This is a genomic window from Citrobacter freundii complex sp. 2025EL-00176 (assembly GCF_053309355.1).
In genome coordinates, this window is the sequence record NZ_JBRYHT010000001.1 from 566,121 (window position 1) to 582,789 (window position 16,669).

Below are 16,669 nucleotides of genomic sequence, written 5' to 3' on the forward strand. Positions count from 1 at the left end.
TTATCGCTAAAATCGGACATTCTTATGTTGGGACTAAGACTGGATGGGTATGAACCCGATCTTCACCATGATGCCGCGGTAGCATTTTGTATTCAGGCCCGGGAAGATGAACTCTTTAGTCCGCTGCATCAGCATCGTAAGGGGCAGTTGATTCTGGCTTTGCATGGCGCGATTACCTGCGAGGTTGAAAATGCCATGTGGATGGTGCCTCCCCAATATGCGGTGTGGATCCCTGGTGAAATTCCGCACAGCAACCACGTTACCGTGGGGGCACAATTGTGCTTCTTGTTTATTGAACCTCATGCCGTCGTGATGCCTGAGCGTTGTTGTACGCTGAAGATATCTCCCTTGTGTCGGGAGCTTATTCTGGCGCTGGCGTCGAAAACGGACGACCAACGGCTGGAGCCGTCAACTCAGCGACTGACGCAGGTGTTGTTTGATGAACTCCCGCAACAGCCGCAGGAGCAACTGCAGTTACCGGTTTCCGATCATCCGAAAATCCGCAGAATGGTGGCGACAATGGCGCGAGAGCCTGCCCAATGGCAGACGCTGGGGCAGTGGGCCAGCGTATTTGCGATGAGTGAGCGCAACCTTGCCCGGCTGGTCGTCAAAGAAACGGGATTGAGCTTTCGCCGCTGGCGTCATCAGCTGCAGTTGATCCTGGCGCTGCAGGCGCTGATAGATGGTCATAACGTGCAACAGGTCGCGCAAATGCTCGGTTATGATTCAACCACCGCATTTATCACGATGTTCAAAAAAGGCCTGGGGCAGACTCCAGGCCGTTATCTGAGCTGACTTGCTACTGCTTCCCAACAATCAACGAGACCAGACCAGCCGCAATAAGCGGCCCCACCGGCACGCCGCGAAACAGCGCCACGCCCAGCACTGTACCGACCAGTAAACCGGCAACAAGCTGGGGCTGGCTGCCCATCAACGTGACGCCGCGCCCGCCGAGCCATGAGACCACCACGCCGACGGCAATCGCGACCAATGATTTCCAGTTTACAAAGGAGTGAATGAGCGTGGAGGGCGGTAGCGTTCCGCTGGCGATCGGGGCCATTACGCCGATAGTCAGAATAATAATCCCGACGGTCAGGCCCTGTTTTTCAATCCACGGAAAGAACGTATTCAGAGGGGTTACACGGACGATGATCAGCACCAGAATTGAAACAGCGACAGTGGTGTTGTGACTGACAAAGCCCAGAGCTGCCAGTCCGAGGAGGATCAGCAGAGTGACATCAAACATCGTAGTTTCCTTGCCAAAAGAAAAAAATAAGCCTGCTTACTGTACGCGTAAACGCGTGACGGAACAGGCTTTATTTAATAATTATGAATTTTTTGAGCTAATGCACGATGCGACGTTTTTTACCGCTAACTCGGCTGTTATTGAACGCGGCGGAAAGAAATTAATTCCGGTTGTGCAATTCGCAGGTAATCAGCAGTATCCATGATCACGGATTTCTCCAGCATTCCGGCATTGAACGCAATTTCATTAAAACGTTCAAACAGCAGCGGATCGGCGACCAGTTTGAGATTCGGATGGAAACTAAATGGTGGGATGGCGCCAAATACGCAACCCGTCAGTTCATCGACTTCCGCCGGGCTGGCGAGCGACGCTCTCAAGCCGCCGATATGACTGGCCAACAGGCTCAGGTCGGCCTGCTGGTCGGCAGAGAGAATCGCCAGTACATGCTGATTAACGCCGTTACCCTTTACTTTGCAGACCAGAGCTTTTGCCCCCTGGCCCAGTGCAGTACCGCGAATTTCAGAGACCGCTTCACATTTGCCGACGGCTTCATGGCTAACCACGCGATACGTCGCGCCTTGTTCTGATAACAGCGAAATTAAACGCTGATGCGTTGCGTTACCTTTGTTCACTTCCGTCATGACTTGCTCCTGGTACAACAATGAAAATCCTGGCTGAAAAATGATTACGCATCGGTGCGTTTTTTCTGTTTGTTCAGGTAGAGTTGCGCATCCGATGCTTTGTAAGCATCATCAATGGTGTCGTTTGGCTGCATATTATAAATCCCGACAGAGAAGCTGATTGATATATCTTGCGCAATAATTTGTAAGTTGTAGCGAATCCGTTCCAGCATGCGGTGCGTTAATTCACTGGGATGATCGATGAGGATAATGCAAAATTCATCCCCGCCGAGACGGATGGCATAGTCGCTTTTGCGAATCGAGGTTTGAATGGCTTTAGCCAGAATGGTGATAATGCGATCGCCTTCCTTATGCCCCAATGTGTCATTAATAACTTTTAGCTTATCGCAATCAATGGCGATAAAGGTTACGAGGGTTCCCGTGTTGACCAACTGCTGCAAACGCTGTTCGAGCATCGGTGTTAAAATTTTACGGTTATAGAGCCCGGTCATCGCATCGCTGATATTTTCCCGCGTGACGTTGTGATACAACCGAAAATGTGTTCTGACCATATTCAGCAGCAATATCGTTGCCAGAAGATAAAAGGCGAATATTTTCCACGATGAAACGATAAAGTACATAAAATCAAGCGATAACGTGACGCGTATGCCGCCAGGGATGTCCTTCTCGTAGTGAACGTAGCGGAATAGATTGGTCTCACTTTGGTGAACAATAATCTCTTTACCTGAGCTAATATCCGAGAGTGTAACGTTAAGAAAACGCCAGACGAGAGGGCGATCGCTGGTATAAAAGATATTTTTTAAATTTTCTTTGTTAATATCGACCATCACCACGCCTTTTAGTTTACCGGCAGAGTAGACCGGCGTTAAAAAGCTCATCACCTTTTTCTCGGTCAGGTTATCCTCATAAATACTGGAGATCACCGTACGACCCGTAAAAATACCGTCAATATCATTCTGGTCGATTCCCAGCGTGCCTTTTTGCAAAAACGTCCAGTTGTGTATCGCAAATTTCCGTGAGTCGATCAGATCATAGAAATAGACGTAGTTATTTTTCAGATCGACGTAGTAGCGAAATTTATATTCCAGCGTCCCTAATCCCTGACCGTAATCTTTTTGTAGGCGATTGACGTTCACCGCCCGGTCAAAAGAGGGTAACAGGAATACGTCTTCAAGTTGGCCGCTACATTTCGTTGAGGTGGTCTGCAACGTACCGTGTAATGGCAGGTAATTATGTGCTGTGAGATTGAGACCATGTGTACCGTTAACGCTGTCGAAAGCATCGCAGAACGCTTTTTGTTGTTCGACAGATGCGGGTTCCTTAGGGGATGAAAAGGTGCGCATCAGATGGGCTGCAATACTCTGATTGGTGTACTTATCATAGAGAAAAGAGGAGTCGGCTTTCTCATTGATATAACGCATATAGGCATTCATTGCCTTATCGCTGGCAATGAGTTCATAAACCAAAAAAGAAGATGTCAAAACAATAACGCTGACTGAGATAAAGAGCCTGAGCGCTTTATGATGCAACTTCATAATGAATTACAGCCCATAGGTTAGAGATGCGATTTTACCACATGCTCCACATTCGCTCTAACGAAGCGGCGGGATAAACCATTGCAAAATGTCACGATCATGATACAGGGTAATGTAATCAGCCGAAGCCGAAGCCTCGGCTGAAAGTGGTCGCTTAATTATTGCTGGTTGTACTTTGCTTATGAAACAGTTCGCGGAATACCGGATAAATGTCATCCTGATCGCGGATATGCTGCATCGCAAAGTTTTCAAAGGTTGATTGCAGATGTTCGTATTCACGCCACAAGGTCTGGTGCGCGCGGCGGGTAATTTCGATATAGCTGTAATATCGTACTACCGGTAACAGTTTTTTCGCCAGAATCTCATGACACAACGGTGAGTCATCCGCCCAGTTATCACCATCCGACGCCTGTGCGGCATAGATATTCCACTGAGCAGGGTCGTAGCGCTCTTTCACCACTTCATCCATTAACTTCAGCGCGCTGGAGACAATGGTTCCCCCGGTTTCCTGAGAGTAGAAGAATTCATGCTCATCTACCTCTTTCGCCTGGGTGTGGTGGCGAATATAAACCACTTCCACGTTCTTATAGGTGCGGCTTAAGAACAGATACAGCAGAATATAAAAACGCTTTGCCATATCTTTGGTCGACTGATCCATCGAGCCGGAGACGTCCATCAGACAGAACATCACCGCCTGGCTGGAAGGATCGGGCCGTTTTTCATAATTCTTGTAGCGTAAGTCAAAGGTGTCGATAAACGGCACACGTTCGATTTTTGCCCGTAGTTCGGCAATTTCTTTGCGTAACCGTTCTTCTTCCAGCAATTGAGCGGGTTCACTTTTCGCGATGGTCTCCAGATCCGCTTCGAGCGCATGCAGTTCGCGACGCTTACCTGCCGTCATTGCCGTGCGGCGCGCCAGTGAATTTTGCAGGGAGCGCACCACGCTGATGTTGGCCGGCACACCGTTAGAGGTAAAACCTGCCCGGTGCGTTTTGTACTCCGTTAGCTGACGCTGCTGATTTTGCTTGAGGTTTGGCAGGGCTAAATCTTCGAAAAGCAGATCGAGATATTCATCTTTAGAAATCTGGAAGACGAATTCATCCTGACCCTCGCCATCCTGGCTCGCCTGGCCTTGTCCGCTTCCCGAACCGCCGCCTCCGCCCTGTGGACGTTCAATACGGTCATTCTGCACAAAATGGTCGTTACCCGGATGCACACGATGGCGCAGGCCACCGCGCCCCTGATGGAACATCGGTTCGCTAATATCATCGGTCGGAATAGAGACAGATTCGCCGCTATCTACATCAGTCACCGAACGCTTGTTAATGGCCTCGGAGATCGACTGTTTAATTTGCGATTTATAACGGCGTAAGAAGCGCTGGCGGTTTACCGTGCTCTTGTTTTTGCCGTTAAGACGCCGGTCAATAAACCAGGTCATAAGCCCCCCGTACTGCATTTGCCAACTTTATGCTACATCAGTAACCTGGATGCACAGAGCATATCTGGCCTACTGATGAGTATTGTAGGCCCGGTAAGCGCATGCGCTACCGGGCACTTATGTTAAGACGATTTACGTACGCGCAAATACCATTCGCACAGTAAACGCACCTGCTTACGCGTGTAGCCTTTTTCCATCATACGGTCGACAAAATCGTCGTGCTTTTTCTGCTCGTCAGTCGAGGTTTTGGCGTTGAACGAAATAACCGGCAGCAGCTCCTCGGTATTGGAGAACATTTTCTTCTCAATCACCGTGCGCAGTTTTTCGTAACTGGTCCAGTTTGGATTACGACCGCTGTTATTCGCTCTGGCGCGCAGAACAAAGTTGACGATCTCGTTACGGAAATCTTTCGGGTTACTGATACCTGCCGGCTTCTCAATTTTCTCCAGCTCTGCGTTCAGCGACTCGCGATCGAACAGTTGACCGGTATCCGGGTCGCGATACTCTTGATCCTGAATCCAGAAATCCGCGTAGGTGACATAACGGTCGAAAATGTTCTGTCCGTATTCGGAATAGGATTCGAGATAAGCCGTCTGAATCTCTTTGCCAATAAATTCAGCATATTTCGGGATCAGATAGCCTTTCAGGAACTCAAGATAACGTTCCGCCTGTTCCTGAGGGAACTGTTCACGCTCGATTTGCTGTTCCAGGACGTAGAACAGATGCACCGGGTTCGCCGCGACTTCGGCATGATCAAAGTTAAAGACACGAGAGAGGATCTTAAACGCGAAACGCGTAGACAGACCGTTCATTCCCTCATCAACCCCGGCGTAATCCCGATACTCCTGATAGGATTTCGCTTTTGGATCGGTATCTTTCAGACTTTCGCCATCGTAAACACGCATCTTCGAGTAAATGCTCGAGTTCTCAGGTTCTTTCAGGCGAGAAAGAATGGTGAAGCGAGAGAGCGTTTCCAGCGTGCCTGGCGCGCAAGGCGCATGGGTCAACTCACTGTGGTTAAGCAATTTCTCGTAGATTTTGATTTCTTCGGAGATCCGCAGGCAATAAGGCACTTTGACAATGTAAACACGGTCAAGGAACGCCTCATTGTTTTTGTTGTTGCGGAACGTTACCCATTCGGACTCGTTCGAGTGGGCAAGAATAATTCCGTTAAACGGCAGGGCAGAGATACCTTCCGTCCCGTTGTAGTTTCCTTCCTGGGTGGCGGTCAGCAGAGGGTGCAGCACTTTAATCGGTGCCTTAAACATCTCTACGAACTCCATAATCCCCTGGTTAGCACGGCACAACGCACCCGAGTAACCGTAGGCGTCAGGATCGTTCTGGGCGTGGTGTTCGAGTTTACGAATATCCACTTTCCCCACCAGCGCAGAGATATCCTGGTTATTTTCATCACCAGGTTCTGTTTTGGCGATAGCGATCTGCTCCAGAATAGACGGCCAGACTTTGACGACGCGGAATTTCGTGATGTCCCCGCCAAAATCGTGCAGGCGTTTCGCCGCCCATGGCGACATGATCGTCCCGAGATAGCGACGCGGGATCCCATACTCTTTTTCCAGGATCTGCGCGTCTTCCTGTGGATTAAACAGGCATAACGGATGATCGTTAACCGGGCTACGTTCGCCATTGGCGCTCAGGACATAAATCGGTACTCTCTGCATCAGCGACTTGAGTCGCTCAGCGAGAGATGATTTCCCCCCTCCCACAGGCCCCAACAGATACAGAATCTGTTTCTTCTCTTCCAGACCTTGAGCTGCATGTTTCAGATAAGAAACAATTTGCTCAATGGCGTCTTCCATGCCGTAAAACTCTTCGAAAGCGGGATAACGTGCAATTACCCGATTCGAAAAGAGTCGAGAAAGACGAGGTTCGTGGGCAGTGTCAACCATGACAGGCTCACCAATAGCCATTAATAGCCGCTCTGCCGCGTTGGCATAAGCACTGCGATCTTGCCGACAAGTGGTAAGAAACTCCTGCAGCGTGAACTCTTCGTCCTTGGCAGCTTCATAACGCTGGCGATAGTGATCGAATATATTCATGGTATGCCGTCCTTTCGTTTTTTAGCACATGTTAAGAGCCGTTCATATGAATAGTAGAGGCCCCTGAAGAGGTAAACTGAACGACGTCGCTGCTGAAGAAATAAGCAACTCTCATGCCATTTTGATGGTCAGGAGATCAACGTATTCGGTGATACACCTTCTAAAATTAAGCGTAGATGGCATTTGCAAAACTTGCATGGGTGCGCAAATGAATTTCAACGGCATATCAATAACTCATCAGCAAAAAAAGCACATCTTATGTAAAGAAATGGGGCAGATTTCATGCGGAGTTCACTGTCCTGCAAGCAAAATGTCATCACTCGTTGAGAAATTAGGGGGTTACATTCCTGGACTAATACGTAAAATAGTTGGGCTGAAGCGTATTGGCGATTACACTTTGACCGCTACACATTTGAATAAGGAATTATGGATTGTGACCAAACTCAAACTTCTGGCACTTGGCGTCCTTGCCGCAACCGCAGTTAGCACCGCACAGGCGGAAAGCCAGTGGACTGTTGGTGCAGGTGTCGGCGTGATTAATAGCCCGTACAAACAGTATGACCGCGATGTTTATCCCGTTCCGGTTGTCACCTATGAAGGCGATAACGTCTGGTTCCACGGTCTGGGTGGCGGCTACTATCTGTGGAATGATACGGCAGATAAGCTCTCCATCATGGCGTACTATGACCCGACGCACTTCAAGCCGGGTGACAGCGACAGCCATGCTTTGCGCCAACTCGATAAGCGCAAAAGCAGCCTGATGGCTGGCCTCTCGTATGTACATAACACCCAGTATGGTTTCCTGCGTACCGCTCTGGCGGGTGATACCCTGGATAACAGCAACGGCTTTATCTGGGATCTGGCGTGGCTCTACCGTTACACTAACGGCGCGCTGACTCTGACACCGGGTATCGGTGTGCAGTACAGCAGCGAAAACTACAACGACTATTACTATGGCGTGTCCAATCATGAGTCACGTCGTAGTGGTCTGAAAAGCTACAGCGCTGACGATGGATGGGATCCGTACCTGGAGTTGACCGCGAGCTATAACTTCCTTGGCAACTGGAACGTATACGGCACTGGCCGCTATGTGCGTTTGAGTGATGAAGTGAAGGATAGCCCGATGGTCGATAAGTCCTGGTCTGGCATCTTCTCGGTGGGTGTGACCTACAAGTTCTGATGCTACTGCATGTCAAACACAAGCCTGCAGAGATGCGGGCTTTTTTATGCTTTGAGGGGATGAATATTGATCTAAAACATGAGATTGCATTTTTATAGGGGTTTTGCGTTTCGCCTCGCCACAACGATTATTTAACCTGGTATCTCTTTCAATGTTACTAAAAATAAACCTCTCATTTGATTAGCCTGATATCTATTCTTTTTTGCATGAGGTCATATCGACATGCCTTAATGATTTATTGTTCGGGTCTGGCGTCTTCCAGATTTACAATTTATTGATAATGCTGTGTTTTATTGTATTGCGAAGCATGGGCTATTTATTCTCAAGTGGCATAAAGATAACTGAGAGCTATTTTTTTCTATTTTGGCTTCTTTTGAATGTTAACTTTCAGATGAAAAAATAAAAATTAATCATTTGTTTTTATTTTACATCTTTTAGGTATTTGTCAGAAAAAATTAAAATTGACATTAAATATCCTATTGCCGATATTCGTTAAACTTTAAAAGTAGTGATAGCAACTCTCGTGGTAAAGCCTATAACACGCCACGGGGATATCTTGAGTAAAAACCTGGTATAAATAATGAAAAAGTTAATCATGATAGCTGTGATGGGCGGGGTTCTGGCTGGATGCACCAGCGAGGCTTCACGCATGAGTGCATGCGAAAATAAAGGAATTAGCCGCGATGCCTGCTACATCGCCGAACAAAACCGTCAGGCGACAATCAATGCCGCGGCTGAAAAACAGGCGCTGGAAAACGCGCAAAATCTGTATAGCTCCGATGATACTCATTCCGGTCATCACCACAAACACGATAAATACTAAGGTTTAACTCATGAAGAATTTGATTATTATTGCTGCGCTGGTGGCTTCATCTGCGGCGCCTGCTTATGCTATTAGCGAAGCATACCGTCAGCAATTACAGCATGAACACAAAACTCAGGTCAGCGACGCTAATGCCCCGGTACATGCCAGCAAAACCACACCCGTGCATGTGAATAAACTGGGCGTGGACTTTAAACGTGGCGCTGATGGTATTGCATATATTAATGGCAGCCCTGCGGCAAATGATGAAAACAATGCTGATGCACAATCCTACAGTGCGGGTTTAATTTCCGTCATCGTCTATAAAAACGGAAAAATTAACGCCATGAAAGAGGGCAAATATTTAGGTCGGTTGAAATAACCGCTGTAAGGATATAATTATTCGTTATTTCGGCCCGGGACGGCATCAGATCCCGGGCCTTTTTTACTTTAATCGCGTTAACACTCGACACGCCAAACTATGATGGTGCAATTTGTGCACCATAACAGGACACATGTCTGTTGTTTTGCTTTACTGTGGTGCATTAACACAGGAGGGCACGATGACAGCGAAACAAGTGATGTTTACGGAGCAGGTAGCGCTGCCTGCTATTGGGCAGGGGACATGGTACATGGGCGAGGATTCAGGCCGACGTCGGGATGAAGTCGCCGCGTTACGGGCTGGGCTGGATCTTGGCCTGCGATTGATTGATACAGCCGAAATGTACGCAGATGGTGCAGCGGAAGAGGTCGTTGGCGAGGCGCTGGCAGGTCGGCGCGATAGCGCTTTTTTAGTCTCGAAGGTTTACCCATGGAATGCCGCGGGTCAGAAAGCGATTGCCGCCTGCGAAGCCAGCCTGCGTCGTCTGAAAACCGATTATCTGGATCTCTATTTGTTGCACTGGACGGGAGACTTTTCATTTGCTGACACCGTCGACGTGATGGAAACGCTCATCGCGCAGGGGAAAATCCGCCGCTGGGGCGTCTCTAATCTCGATTACGATGATATGCAGGCGTTATGGCAGGTTGCGGATGGACGGCACTGTGCAACTAATCAGGTGCTCTATCATTTAGCATCGCGTGGCATTGAATATGATTTACTGCCATGGTGCCAGCAACAGCAAATGCCGGTTATGGCCTACAGTCCGTTGGCTCAGGCAGGGCGGCTCCGGGGGGACTTGCTTTCTAACCCCGTGGTAAATGACATTGCGCGCGCCCACAATGCCAGCGCCGCGCAGATTTTGCTGGCATGGGTTATTCGTCTTCCGGGAGTGATAGCCATTCCAAAAGCCGCAAACGTGGCGCATGTCGAACAGAATGCTGCGGCACTGGAGATAACGCTCTCAGCCGATGAGCTGAAGCAGTTAGATAAGGCATATCCGGCGCCAAAAAGTAAAACGGCGCTGGATATGGCCTGATTTGCCGAATAGCCTACGGCTACGAGCAGTTTGTAGGCCGGATAAGGCGTGAGCCGCATCCGGCATGGTGCGCAGAGCTGTGTTAGCGTTTAGCAACACGAATCGTCTGTGCCAGACGAGACGGTTTTTCTTCGGTGGTTTTCTGCGGCGCCGTGGCGTAAGCCGTTTCTACGCAAACAAACGTTTTGTAACCGTCATCCGGCATGTCGCCCATGCTGACAGACAGCGCCGGGCCTGGGTTCCAACCAACAACATTCAGATGGTGGTGGTGGATCACCTCGATATTGCGATTCAGCGCATCATCATGAATGACGCTGCACGCTTCCGGATTCAGATACACACGATCGGTACGGTCCGGGAAGGTCTGAATACCATCAGCCAGCATATCTTCTTTGGCATCATTCACTTTGTCGATCAGACGATCGCCAAGACCGCTAACCTTCACTGCCGCAATATCACCAACGTTGAAGTAGGTATGCAGCGCGGAGGTGGTTTCAAACTCGCCGTGCGCTTCCAGCTCCATCTCGCAGGTGGCGCCCACTTTGAAACGGGCCAGCAGGCAGAACTCGTGCGGCCAAAGCTGATGCGTTTCAGCACTGCTTTGCAGTTCGAACGTCAGAACTACACCATTCTCGTCTTCGTTGTGTGCTTTCAGCGTCCATGGCAGGTTACGGGCAAAACCATGAGACGGTAGGCCTGGCTGAGCGGCAGGGCCAAACCACGGCCAGCAAATCGGTACGCCGCCACGCAGCGCAACACCGGTTTTAAACGGCGTATTGTTACTTAACCACAGGACTTCTTCTTCACCGTTTGGTTTCCAGGAAAGAAGATGTGCGCCCTGCAGCGCAAAAGAGGCTTTAACCTGCGGGTGATCGACAACAATGACCTCAAGCTCATCAAGCTGACGGCGGGAGAGGACCGGGGCAATTTGTTCGACTACCGGAAGTGCAAAAATTTTATTAATCATTACGCAATCCTTTTTAACCCTAAATAATTCGGGTTGCAGGACGGCGGCAAGTGAACGAACCCCGATGAGCTTACTGTAGTAAGTGATTCGGGTGAGAGAGCGTAGCCAACACACCTGTAACTCGAAGTATGACGGGTATCTTCAGGCAAAAAAAAGAGCGACCATAGTCGCTCTTACAGATTACTGTTTCATCTCAACTTATTTGGAGATGTGAGCAATCAGATCCAGAACTTTGTTGGAGTAGCCGGTTTCGTTGTCGTACCAGGATACCAGTTTCACGAAGTTGTCGTTCAGTGCGATACCTGCTTTAGCATCGAACACGGAAGTGCAAACTTCACCGTTGAAATCGGTAGATACTACGTCGTCTTCGGTGTAACCCAGAACGCCTTTCATCGGGCCTTCAGAAGCAGCTTTGATTGCTTTCTTAATTTCTTCGTAAGAAGCAGCTTTTTCCAGACGAACGGTCAGGTCAACAACGGATACGTTCGGGGTAGGAACGCGGAACGCCATACCAGTCAGTTTGCCGTTCAGTTCTGGCAGTACTTTACCTACAGCTTTAGCAGCACCGGTAGAGGACGGGATGATGTTCTGGGATGCGCCGCGGCCGCCGCGCCAGTCTTTGTGAGACGGGCCATCAACGGTTTTCTGAGTAGCGGTGGTTGCGTGAACAGTAGTCATCAGACCTTCGATGATGCCGAAGTTGTCGTTGATAACTTTAGCCAGCGGAGCCAGGCAGTTAGTGGTGCAGGAAGCGTTAGAAACGATGTCCTGACCTTCGTATTTGTCAAAGTTAGCGCCTTTAACAAACATCGGAGTGTTATCTTTGGACGGACCAGTCAGAACCACTTTTTTCGCGCCAGCAGTGATGTGCTTACGAGCGGTTTCATCTGTCAGGAACAGGCCAGTAGCTTCAGCTACTACGTCAACACCAACTTCGTCCCATTTCAGGTTAGCCGGATCACGTTCAGCGGTAACACGGATTTTTTTACCGTTTACGATCAGATGACCGTCTTTCACTTCAACGGTACCGTTGAAACGGCCGTGAGTGGAGTCATATTTCAGCATGTAAGCCATGTAGTCAGCGTCTAACAGGTCGTTGATTGCAACGATCTCGATGTCAGAGCGTTCTTGAGCAGCACGGAAAACAATGCGACCGATACGGCCAAAACCGTTGATACCTACTTTGATAGTCATATATTCCACCAGCTATTTGTTAGTGAATAAAAGGTTGCCTGTAAAATTACAAAAACCTTACGCAGCGTCAAGCGGAATCGTGTCAATCATTGCGACAAATCAATCTGCTGCCTAAGCTTTGCGCAACTGACTCGCCTCACTCTTCCTTTGGGCTTGAAACCACATGGGGTCGGCGGCCCGAATTTTAAAGGGCAATCAAGATAAAAACGTGATTTTGATCACGATTTGCAGGCTGCCATTTCGCAAGGATCAAGTTTAGAACAAAAGTTCGCACCACGGTGTTAATGTTTTGTTAGAATCTGTCTCGCGATGTGAGTTTAGATAAAGCGAGATGTGAGCAAATGGCTAATCAACCTTCTCCAGAAGAACTGAAAAAAAATTTATCCGAAATGCAGTTCTACGTGACGCAGAATCACGGGACAGAACCGCCATTTACCGGGCGTTTGCTGCATAACAAGCGTGACGGCATCTACCACTGTTTGATCTGCGATAAACCGCTGTTTCGTTCCGAAACTAAATATGACTCGGGCTGCGGCTGGCCCAGCTTTTACGAGCCTGTTAGCGAAGAGGCTATCCGTTACATAAAAGATACTTCGCATGGCATGCAGCGCATTGAAATCCGCTGTGGGAACTGTGATGCGCACCTGGGACACGTCTTCCCGGATGGTCCGAAACCTACCGGTGAACGCTACTGCGTTAACTCAGCCTCTTTGAACTTTACCGATGGCGAAAACGGTGAACAAATTAAAGGCTGAAGAAACGATTCAGCAAATTATTCTACGGAGAGTGGATTTCACATGAATCTTGATGAAATGATCAACAGCATGACGCCGGAAGTTTATCAGCGCTTATCTACTGCCGTTGAGCTTGGAAAATGGCCGGATGGCGTGGCGCTGACAGCAGAACAAAAAGAGAACAGCTTACAGTTGGTGATGTTATGGCAGGCGCGCAACAACATTGATGCGCAGCACATGACGATTGATACCAACGGTGAGATGGTGATGAAGAGCAAGCAGCAGCTAAAAGTTGATTTTGGTATTACGCCTGAGCCTATAGCAACCTTCAAATCGTGATAATCCTGGCCCGGCAGTAAAAATGTCGGGCCCGTAGTCGCTGTTATTTTTTGTTCATCATCGCTTTCAGATCGGCAAACGGATTATATTTCGCTTCGCCGACAGCCTTCTGCGCATCTTCTCCGGCAACCACCGTTGAACCATACTGGTCCGCTTCCGTATATTTGGAATGCTCGTGATCGTGACAATACAGACACAACATTTCCCAGTTGCTACCATCTTCCGGGTTATTGGAGTGATCGTGATCGATATGATGTACCGTCAACTCGCGCAAATTTGAATAAACAAACTCACGGGAACAGCGTCCGCAGACCCAGGGGAAGAGCTTGAGCGCCTTTTCCCGGTAACCAACTTCCAGACGGGCGTAATTTTTAGGGATAAAAGCCATAAAAGCTCATGCCTCCAATAGAAAATGAAGAGCTGCGCCAAAGGCTGGCGCAGCGGAATTCGGTAATCATAACCTATTGTGTCAGGCGTTGGGATCAGTGTTTAATGCCTAACGAATCAGCCAACTGCTTAGCCAGTTGATTGCTGTCATCCGCACCGTATTCCCAGAACATAGCGCCTCCCAGCCCCTTACTCTTGATGTAGTCAGCTTTGATCGCCACCGAGCGCGGGTTTTCATAAGAGAGAGCGAAGAGCGCTTTCCCGTCTACTGACTGTACCGACAGCCACGGTACTTTCGCCTCATCGTCCCAATGCTGGCTAAAGCGCTTCTGCGGATCGTTGATCAGCTTCGCAACGATATCGTTGTACTTCACATAGGTATCTTTGCTCAGATCGACGCCCAATGATTTGAACAACGCAATTTGTGCTGCTTCGAAATAGGGCTGGGTGGCAGGATTCTTCTGCGCGTCAGGTTTGCTCCAGTCAATCCCCGGTTCGACGGCGCGTTTTGGCACGCGTCCATAAAAACCAATACCCAGATTCATTTGGCTCGGTTTTAACCCGGCGGCGAGATAGTTATTGACCACAAAATCGGCGCTGTACTTATCTGCGGCGGCGACCGTCGGCCATTTCGTCGAATCATACAGGTTTGAGTTGAAATATTGAGTGCCGTAGGCCATGTCATAGGTCATTAGATTGATATAGTCGAGTGATGGCGCAATGGCTTTCACATCCACCCAACTTTTCGGACTTTCCGCATTCGCGCCCACGGCAATGGTCAGTAGCTTTTTATGTCCCAATGCTGCCCGCAGCTCTTTTAACAGCGCGGTAAAGTTAGCGCGGTCGGTTGGTTGGCTTTCGACCAGTCCCCATGCGCCATTGACCGGATATTCCCAGTCGAGGTCGATGCCATCCAGACCGTATTTCTCAATGACCTCTTGCGCAGACTGAATGAATACTGCTCGTGTTTCTTTCGTCGCCGCCGCGCCTGAGAATCCACGCGCGCCCCAGCCCCCAACAGAAAGCAGAACTTTCAGATTCGGGTTCTGCTTACGCAGTTCCGGGATTTTCTGCAAATCTGCCTGCACTTTCTCTGAAAGCCAAATCTGATGCAGCTTGCTGGCGTCTTTCAAGGCGTCATTGGTCTCATCTTTTTCGTTGTTGTAGATAAGGCCAAACGAATAGTTGAGGTGGGTTATCTGGCGAACATCCAGTTTATCGATATCGCCGCCAGGACCGGCAGTGACGTCGCCGCCGCCATTGAAGTAGCCAACTGACATCAGTGAATTGGCGGAAACAACGCTGGCGCAGAGCAGGGGAAATGCTGCCAACAAAGGCAATAGTTTCATCGGTGTTCCTCTTTGACATTTAAACAAGTAAACACGCCACGGAAATGGCGTGGCGAAAAAAACAGCTCTTGCAGATTAACAGTTCCATAACAGGAAAAATGCGAAGGGGTTCACGGCGTACAGGCGAAGCGGCTTCCACGTTTCTTTGTGTTTCAGTGCATCTTTGCACTTATTTGTGATCTAAGTTGTGAAATGCAGATCATAATCTGTGTTTTAAAGATTTTGTGTTGACCTCAAAAATTATATGGATAAGTATGATGACCACTGATGCAAAACTAAACACAAAGGAAAATTCAATGAAAGCACTGGCAAGATTTGGCAAGGCCTTTGGTGGCTACAAGATGATTGATGTTCCGGAACCGGTATGTGGCCCGGATGACGTCGTGATTGAAATCAAGGCGGCTGCTATCTGTGGCGCGGATATGAAACACTACAATGTTGATAGCGGTTCCGACCAGTTTAATTCGATTCGTGGTCACGAATTTGCCGGTCGAATTGTCCAGGTCGGCGACAAGGTTAAGGACTGGAAAGTGGGTCAGCGCGTGGTTTCTGACAACAGCGGGCACGTTTGCGGCGTCTGTCCGGCCTGCGAACAAGGTGATTTTCTTTGTTGTACAGAAAAAGTGAATTTAGGCCTGGACAACAATACCTGGGGCGGTGGTTTTTCGAAATATTGTCTGGTTCCTGGAGAGATCCTCAAAATTCACCGCCATGCGCTGTGGGAAATCCCGCCAGGTGTTGATTATGAAGAAGCGGCAGTCCTGGACCCCATCTGTAATGCCTACAAATCTATCGCTCAACAATCCAAATTCCTCCCTGGTCAAGACGTGGTGGTTTTCGGTACTGGACCACTAGGACTCTTTTCCGTGCAAATGGCACGCATTATGGGGGCCGTTAATATCGTAATGGTTGGTCTTGAAGACGACGTTGCGGTGCGTTTCCCCATTGCTAAAGAAATGGGGGCGACGGCAGTCGTCAACGGTTCAAGCGAAGATGTGGTCGCACGTTGTCAGGAAATCTGCGGCAAAGACAATCTGGGATTAGTTATCGAATGTTCCGGCGCCAATATTGCCCTGAAACAAGCTATTGAAATGCTGCGTCCTAACGGTGAAGTTGTTCGCGTAGGGATGGGTTTTAAACCTCTCGACTTCTCCATTAATGATATTACCGCGTGGAACAAAAGCATCATTGGCCATATGGCCTACGACTCCACTTCCTGGCGCAATGCCATTCGTCTGCTCGCTAGCGGCGCGCTCAAAGTCAAACCGATGATCACTCACCGTATCGGCTTATCGCAATGGCGCGAAGGTTTTAACGCCATGGTCGATAAGACCGCGATTAAAGTCATCATGACTTACGACTTTGATGAATAAAATATTTAT

Annotated in this window: 16 protein-coding genes and 1 pseudogene; 8 read left to right on the plus strand and 9 right to left on the minus strand. The window is 48.9% G+C overall.

The window, feature by feature from the left end; translation table 11 throughout:
- Positions 1-24: 24 nt before the first annotated feature.
- A pseudogene (locus tag ACVXHP_RS02800) lies at positions 25-817 on the plus strand (AraC family transcriptional regulator); the annotation flags it as partial.
- Here the strand turns inward: ACVXHP_RS02800 and ACVXHP_RS02805 are convergent.
- The 5 genes from ACVXHP_RS02805 to yeaG all read right to left on the minus strand — a co-directional run bounded on the left by ACVXHP_RS02805 (position 800) and on the right by yeaG (position 6,917).
- A complete protein-coding gene (locus ACVXHP_RS02805) occupies positions 800-1,246 on the minus strand; it encodes a DUF441 domain-containing protein (protein WP_042308914.1) in 447 nt (148 codons plus the stop codon). The pseudogene ACVXHP_RS02800 and the gene ACVXHP_RS02805 overlap by 18 nt on opposite strands.
- A gap of 137 nt (positions 1,247-1,383) precedes the next feature.
- Positions 1,384-1,887 carry a YbaK/prolyl-tRNA synthetase associated domain-containing protein gene (locus tag ACVXHP_RS02810; protein ID WP_200006678.1) on the minus strand — a complete coding sequence of 168 codons (504 nt, stop codon included), beginning with the start codon at positions 1,885-1,887 and terminating at the stop codon, positions 1,384-1,386.
- Positions 1,888-1,931: 44 nt separating this feature from the next.
- On the minus strand, positions 1,932-3,422 hold the full coding sequence (gene dgcJ / locus ACVXHP_RS02815) for a diguanylate cyclase DgcJ (protein ID WP_447570805.1): 1,491 nt from the start codon (positions 3,420-3,422) through the stop codon (positions 1,932-1,934).
- Between the two features lie 154 nt (positions 3,423-3,576).
- The gene (locus tag ACVXHP_RS02820; RefSeq protein ID WP_200006676.1) at positions 3,577-4,860 is read right to left on the minus strand and encodes a YeaH/YhbH family protein; all 1,284 of its coding nucleotides are present in this window, start codon (positions 4,858-4,860) and stop codon (positions 3,577-3,579) included.
- Between the two features lie 122 nt (positions 4,861-4,982).
- A complete protein-coding gene (gene yeaG, locus ACVXHP_RS02825; protein WP_200006675.1) occupies positions 4,983-6,917 on the minus strand; it encodes a protein kinase YeaG in 1,935 nt (644 codons plus the stop codon).
- Positions 6,918-7,350: 433 nt separating this feature from the next.
- Between yeaG and ACVXHP_RS02830 the strand changes: the two genes are divergently transcribed.
- From ACVXHP_RS02830 to ACVXHP_RS02845, 4 genes are all read left to right on the plus strand, one after another.
- Positions 7,351-8,097, plus strand: coding sequence for a MipA/OmpV family protein (locus ACVXHP_RS02830; protein ID WP_165407330.1), 747 nt, complete (start codon positions 7,351-7,353; stop codon positions 8,095-8,097).
- A 580-nt stretch (positions 8,098-8,677) separates the two neighbouring features.
- The gene (locus ACVXHP_RS02835) at positions 8,678-8,920 is read left to right on the plus strand and encodes a hypothetical protein (RefSeq protein WP_200006674.1); all 243 of its coding nucleotides are present in this window, start codon (positions 8,678-8,680) and stop codon (positions 8,918-8,920) included.
- A 10-nt stretch (positions 8,921-8,930) separates the two neighbouring features.
- Entirely contained in the window at positions 8,931-9,281 is a 351-nt protein-coding gene (locus ACVXHP_RS02840) for a hypothetical protein (RefSeq protein WP_200006673.1), read from the plus strand.
- A gap of 181 nt (positions 9,282-9,462) precedes the next feature.
- Positions 9,463-10,317: an aldo/keto reductase gene (locus tag ACVXHP_RS02845; protein ID WP_200006672.1), complete on the plus strand. Its 855-nt coding sequence runs from the start codon at positions 9,463-9,465 to the stop codon at positions 10,315-10,317.
- 82 nt (positions 10,318-10,399) lie between these two features.
- On the opposite strand, the gene ACVXHP_RS02850 is transcribed toward ACVXHP_RS02845, so the two are convergent.
- Complete coding sequence (locus ACVXHP_RS02850; protein ID WP_447570806.1) at positions 10,400-11,284, minus strand: D-hexose-6-phosphate mutarotase; 885 nt, start codon at positions 11,282-11,284, stop codon at positions 10,400-10,402.
- 198 nt (positions 11,285-11,482) lie between these two features.
- Complete coding sequence (gene gapA, locus ACVXHP_RS02855) at positions 11,483-12,478, minus strand: glyceraldehyde-3-phosphate dehydrogenase (protein ID WP_003030697.1); 996 nt, start codon at positions 12,476-12,478, stop codon at positions 11,483-11,485.
- Between the two features lie 341 nt (positions 12,479-12,819).
- Here gapA and msrB point away from each other — a divergent pair, with 341 nt between their 5' ends.
- Positions 12,820-13,233 carry a peptide-methionine (R)-S-oxide reductase MsrB gene (gene msrB / locus ACVXHP_RS02860; RefSeq protein WP_200006670.1) on the plus strand — a complete coding sequence of 138 codons (414 nt, stop codon included), beginning with the start codon at positions 12,820-12,822 and terminating at the stop codon, positions 13,231-13,233.
- 42 nt (positions 13,234-13,275) lie between these two features.
- Entirely contained in the window at positions 13,276-13,551 is a 276-nt protein-coding gene (locus tag ACVXHP_RS02865) for a YeaC family protein (protein ID WP_304698084.1), read from the plus strand.
- Positions 13,552-13,594: 43 nt separating this feature from the next.
- On the opposite strand, the gene yajD is transcribed toward ACVXHP_RS02865, so the two are convergent.
- Together yajD and ACVXHP_RS02875 are read right to left on the minus strand one after the other, a co-directional pair.
- Positions 13,595-13,939 carry an HNH nuclease YajD gene (gene yajD, locus ACVXHP_RS02870; protein ID WP_003832478.1) on the minus strand — a complete coding sequence of 115 codons (345 nt, stop codon included), beginning with the start codon at positions 13,937-13,939 and terminating at the stop codon, positions 13,595-13,597.
- A gap of 94 nt (positions 13,940-14,033) precedes the next feature.
- Positions 14,034-15,287, minus strand: coding sequence for a glycoside hydrolase family 18 protein (locus ACVXHP_RS02875; RefSeq protein WP_447570807.1), 1,254 nt, complete (start codon positions 15,285-15,287; stop codon positions 14,034-14,036).
- 296 nt (positions 15,288-15,583) lie between these two features.
- Between ACVXHP_RS02875 and ACVXHP_RS02880 the strand changes: the two genes are divergently transcribed.
- Complete coding sequence (locus ACVXHP_RS02880; protein ID WP_447570808.1) at positions 15,584-16,660, plus strand: zinc-binding dehydrogenase; 1,077 nt, start codon at positions 15,584-15,586, stop codon at positions 16,658-16,660.
- Positions 16,661-16,669 lie beyond the last annotated feature (9 nt).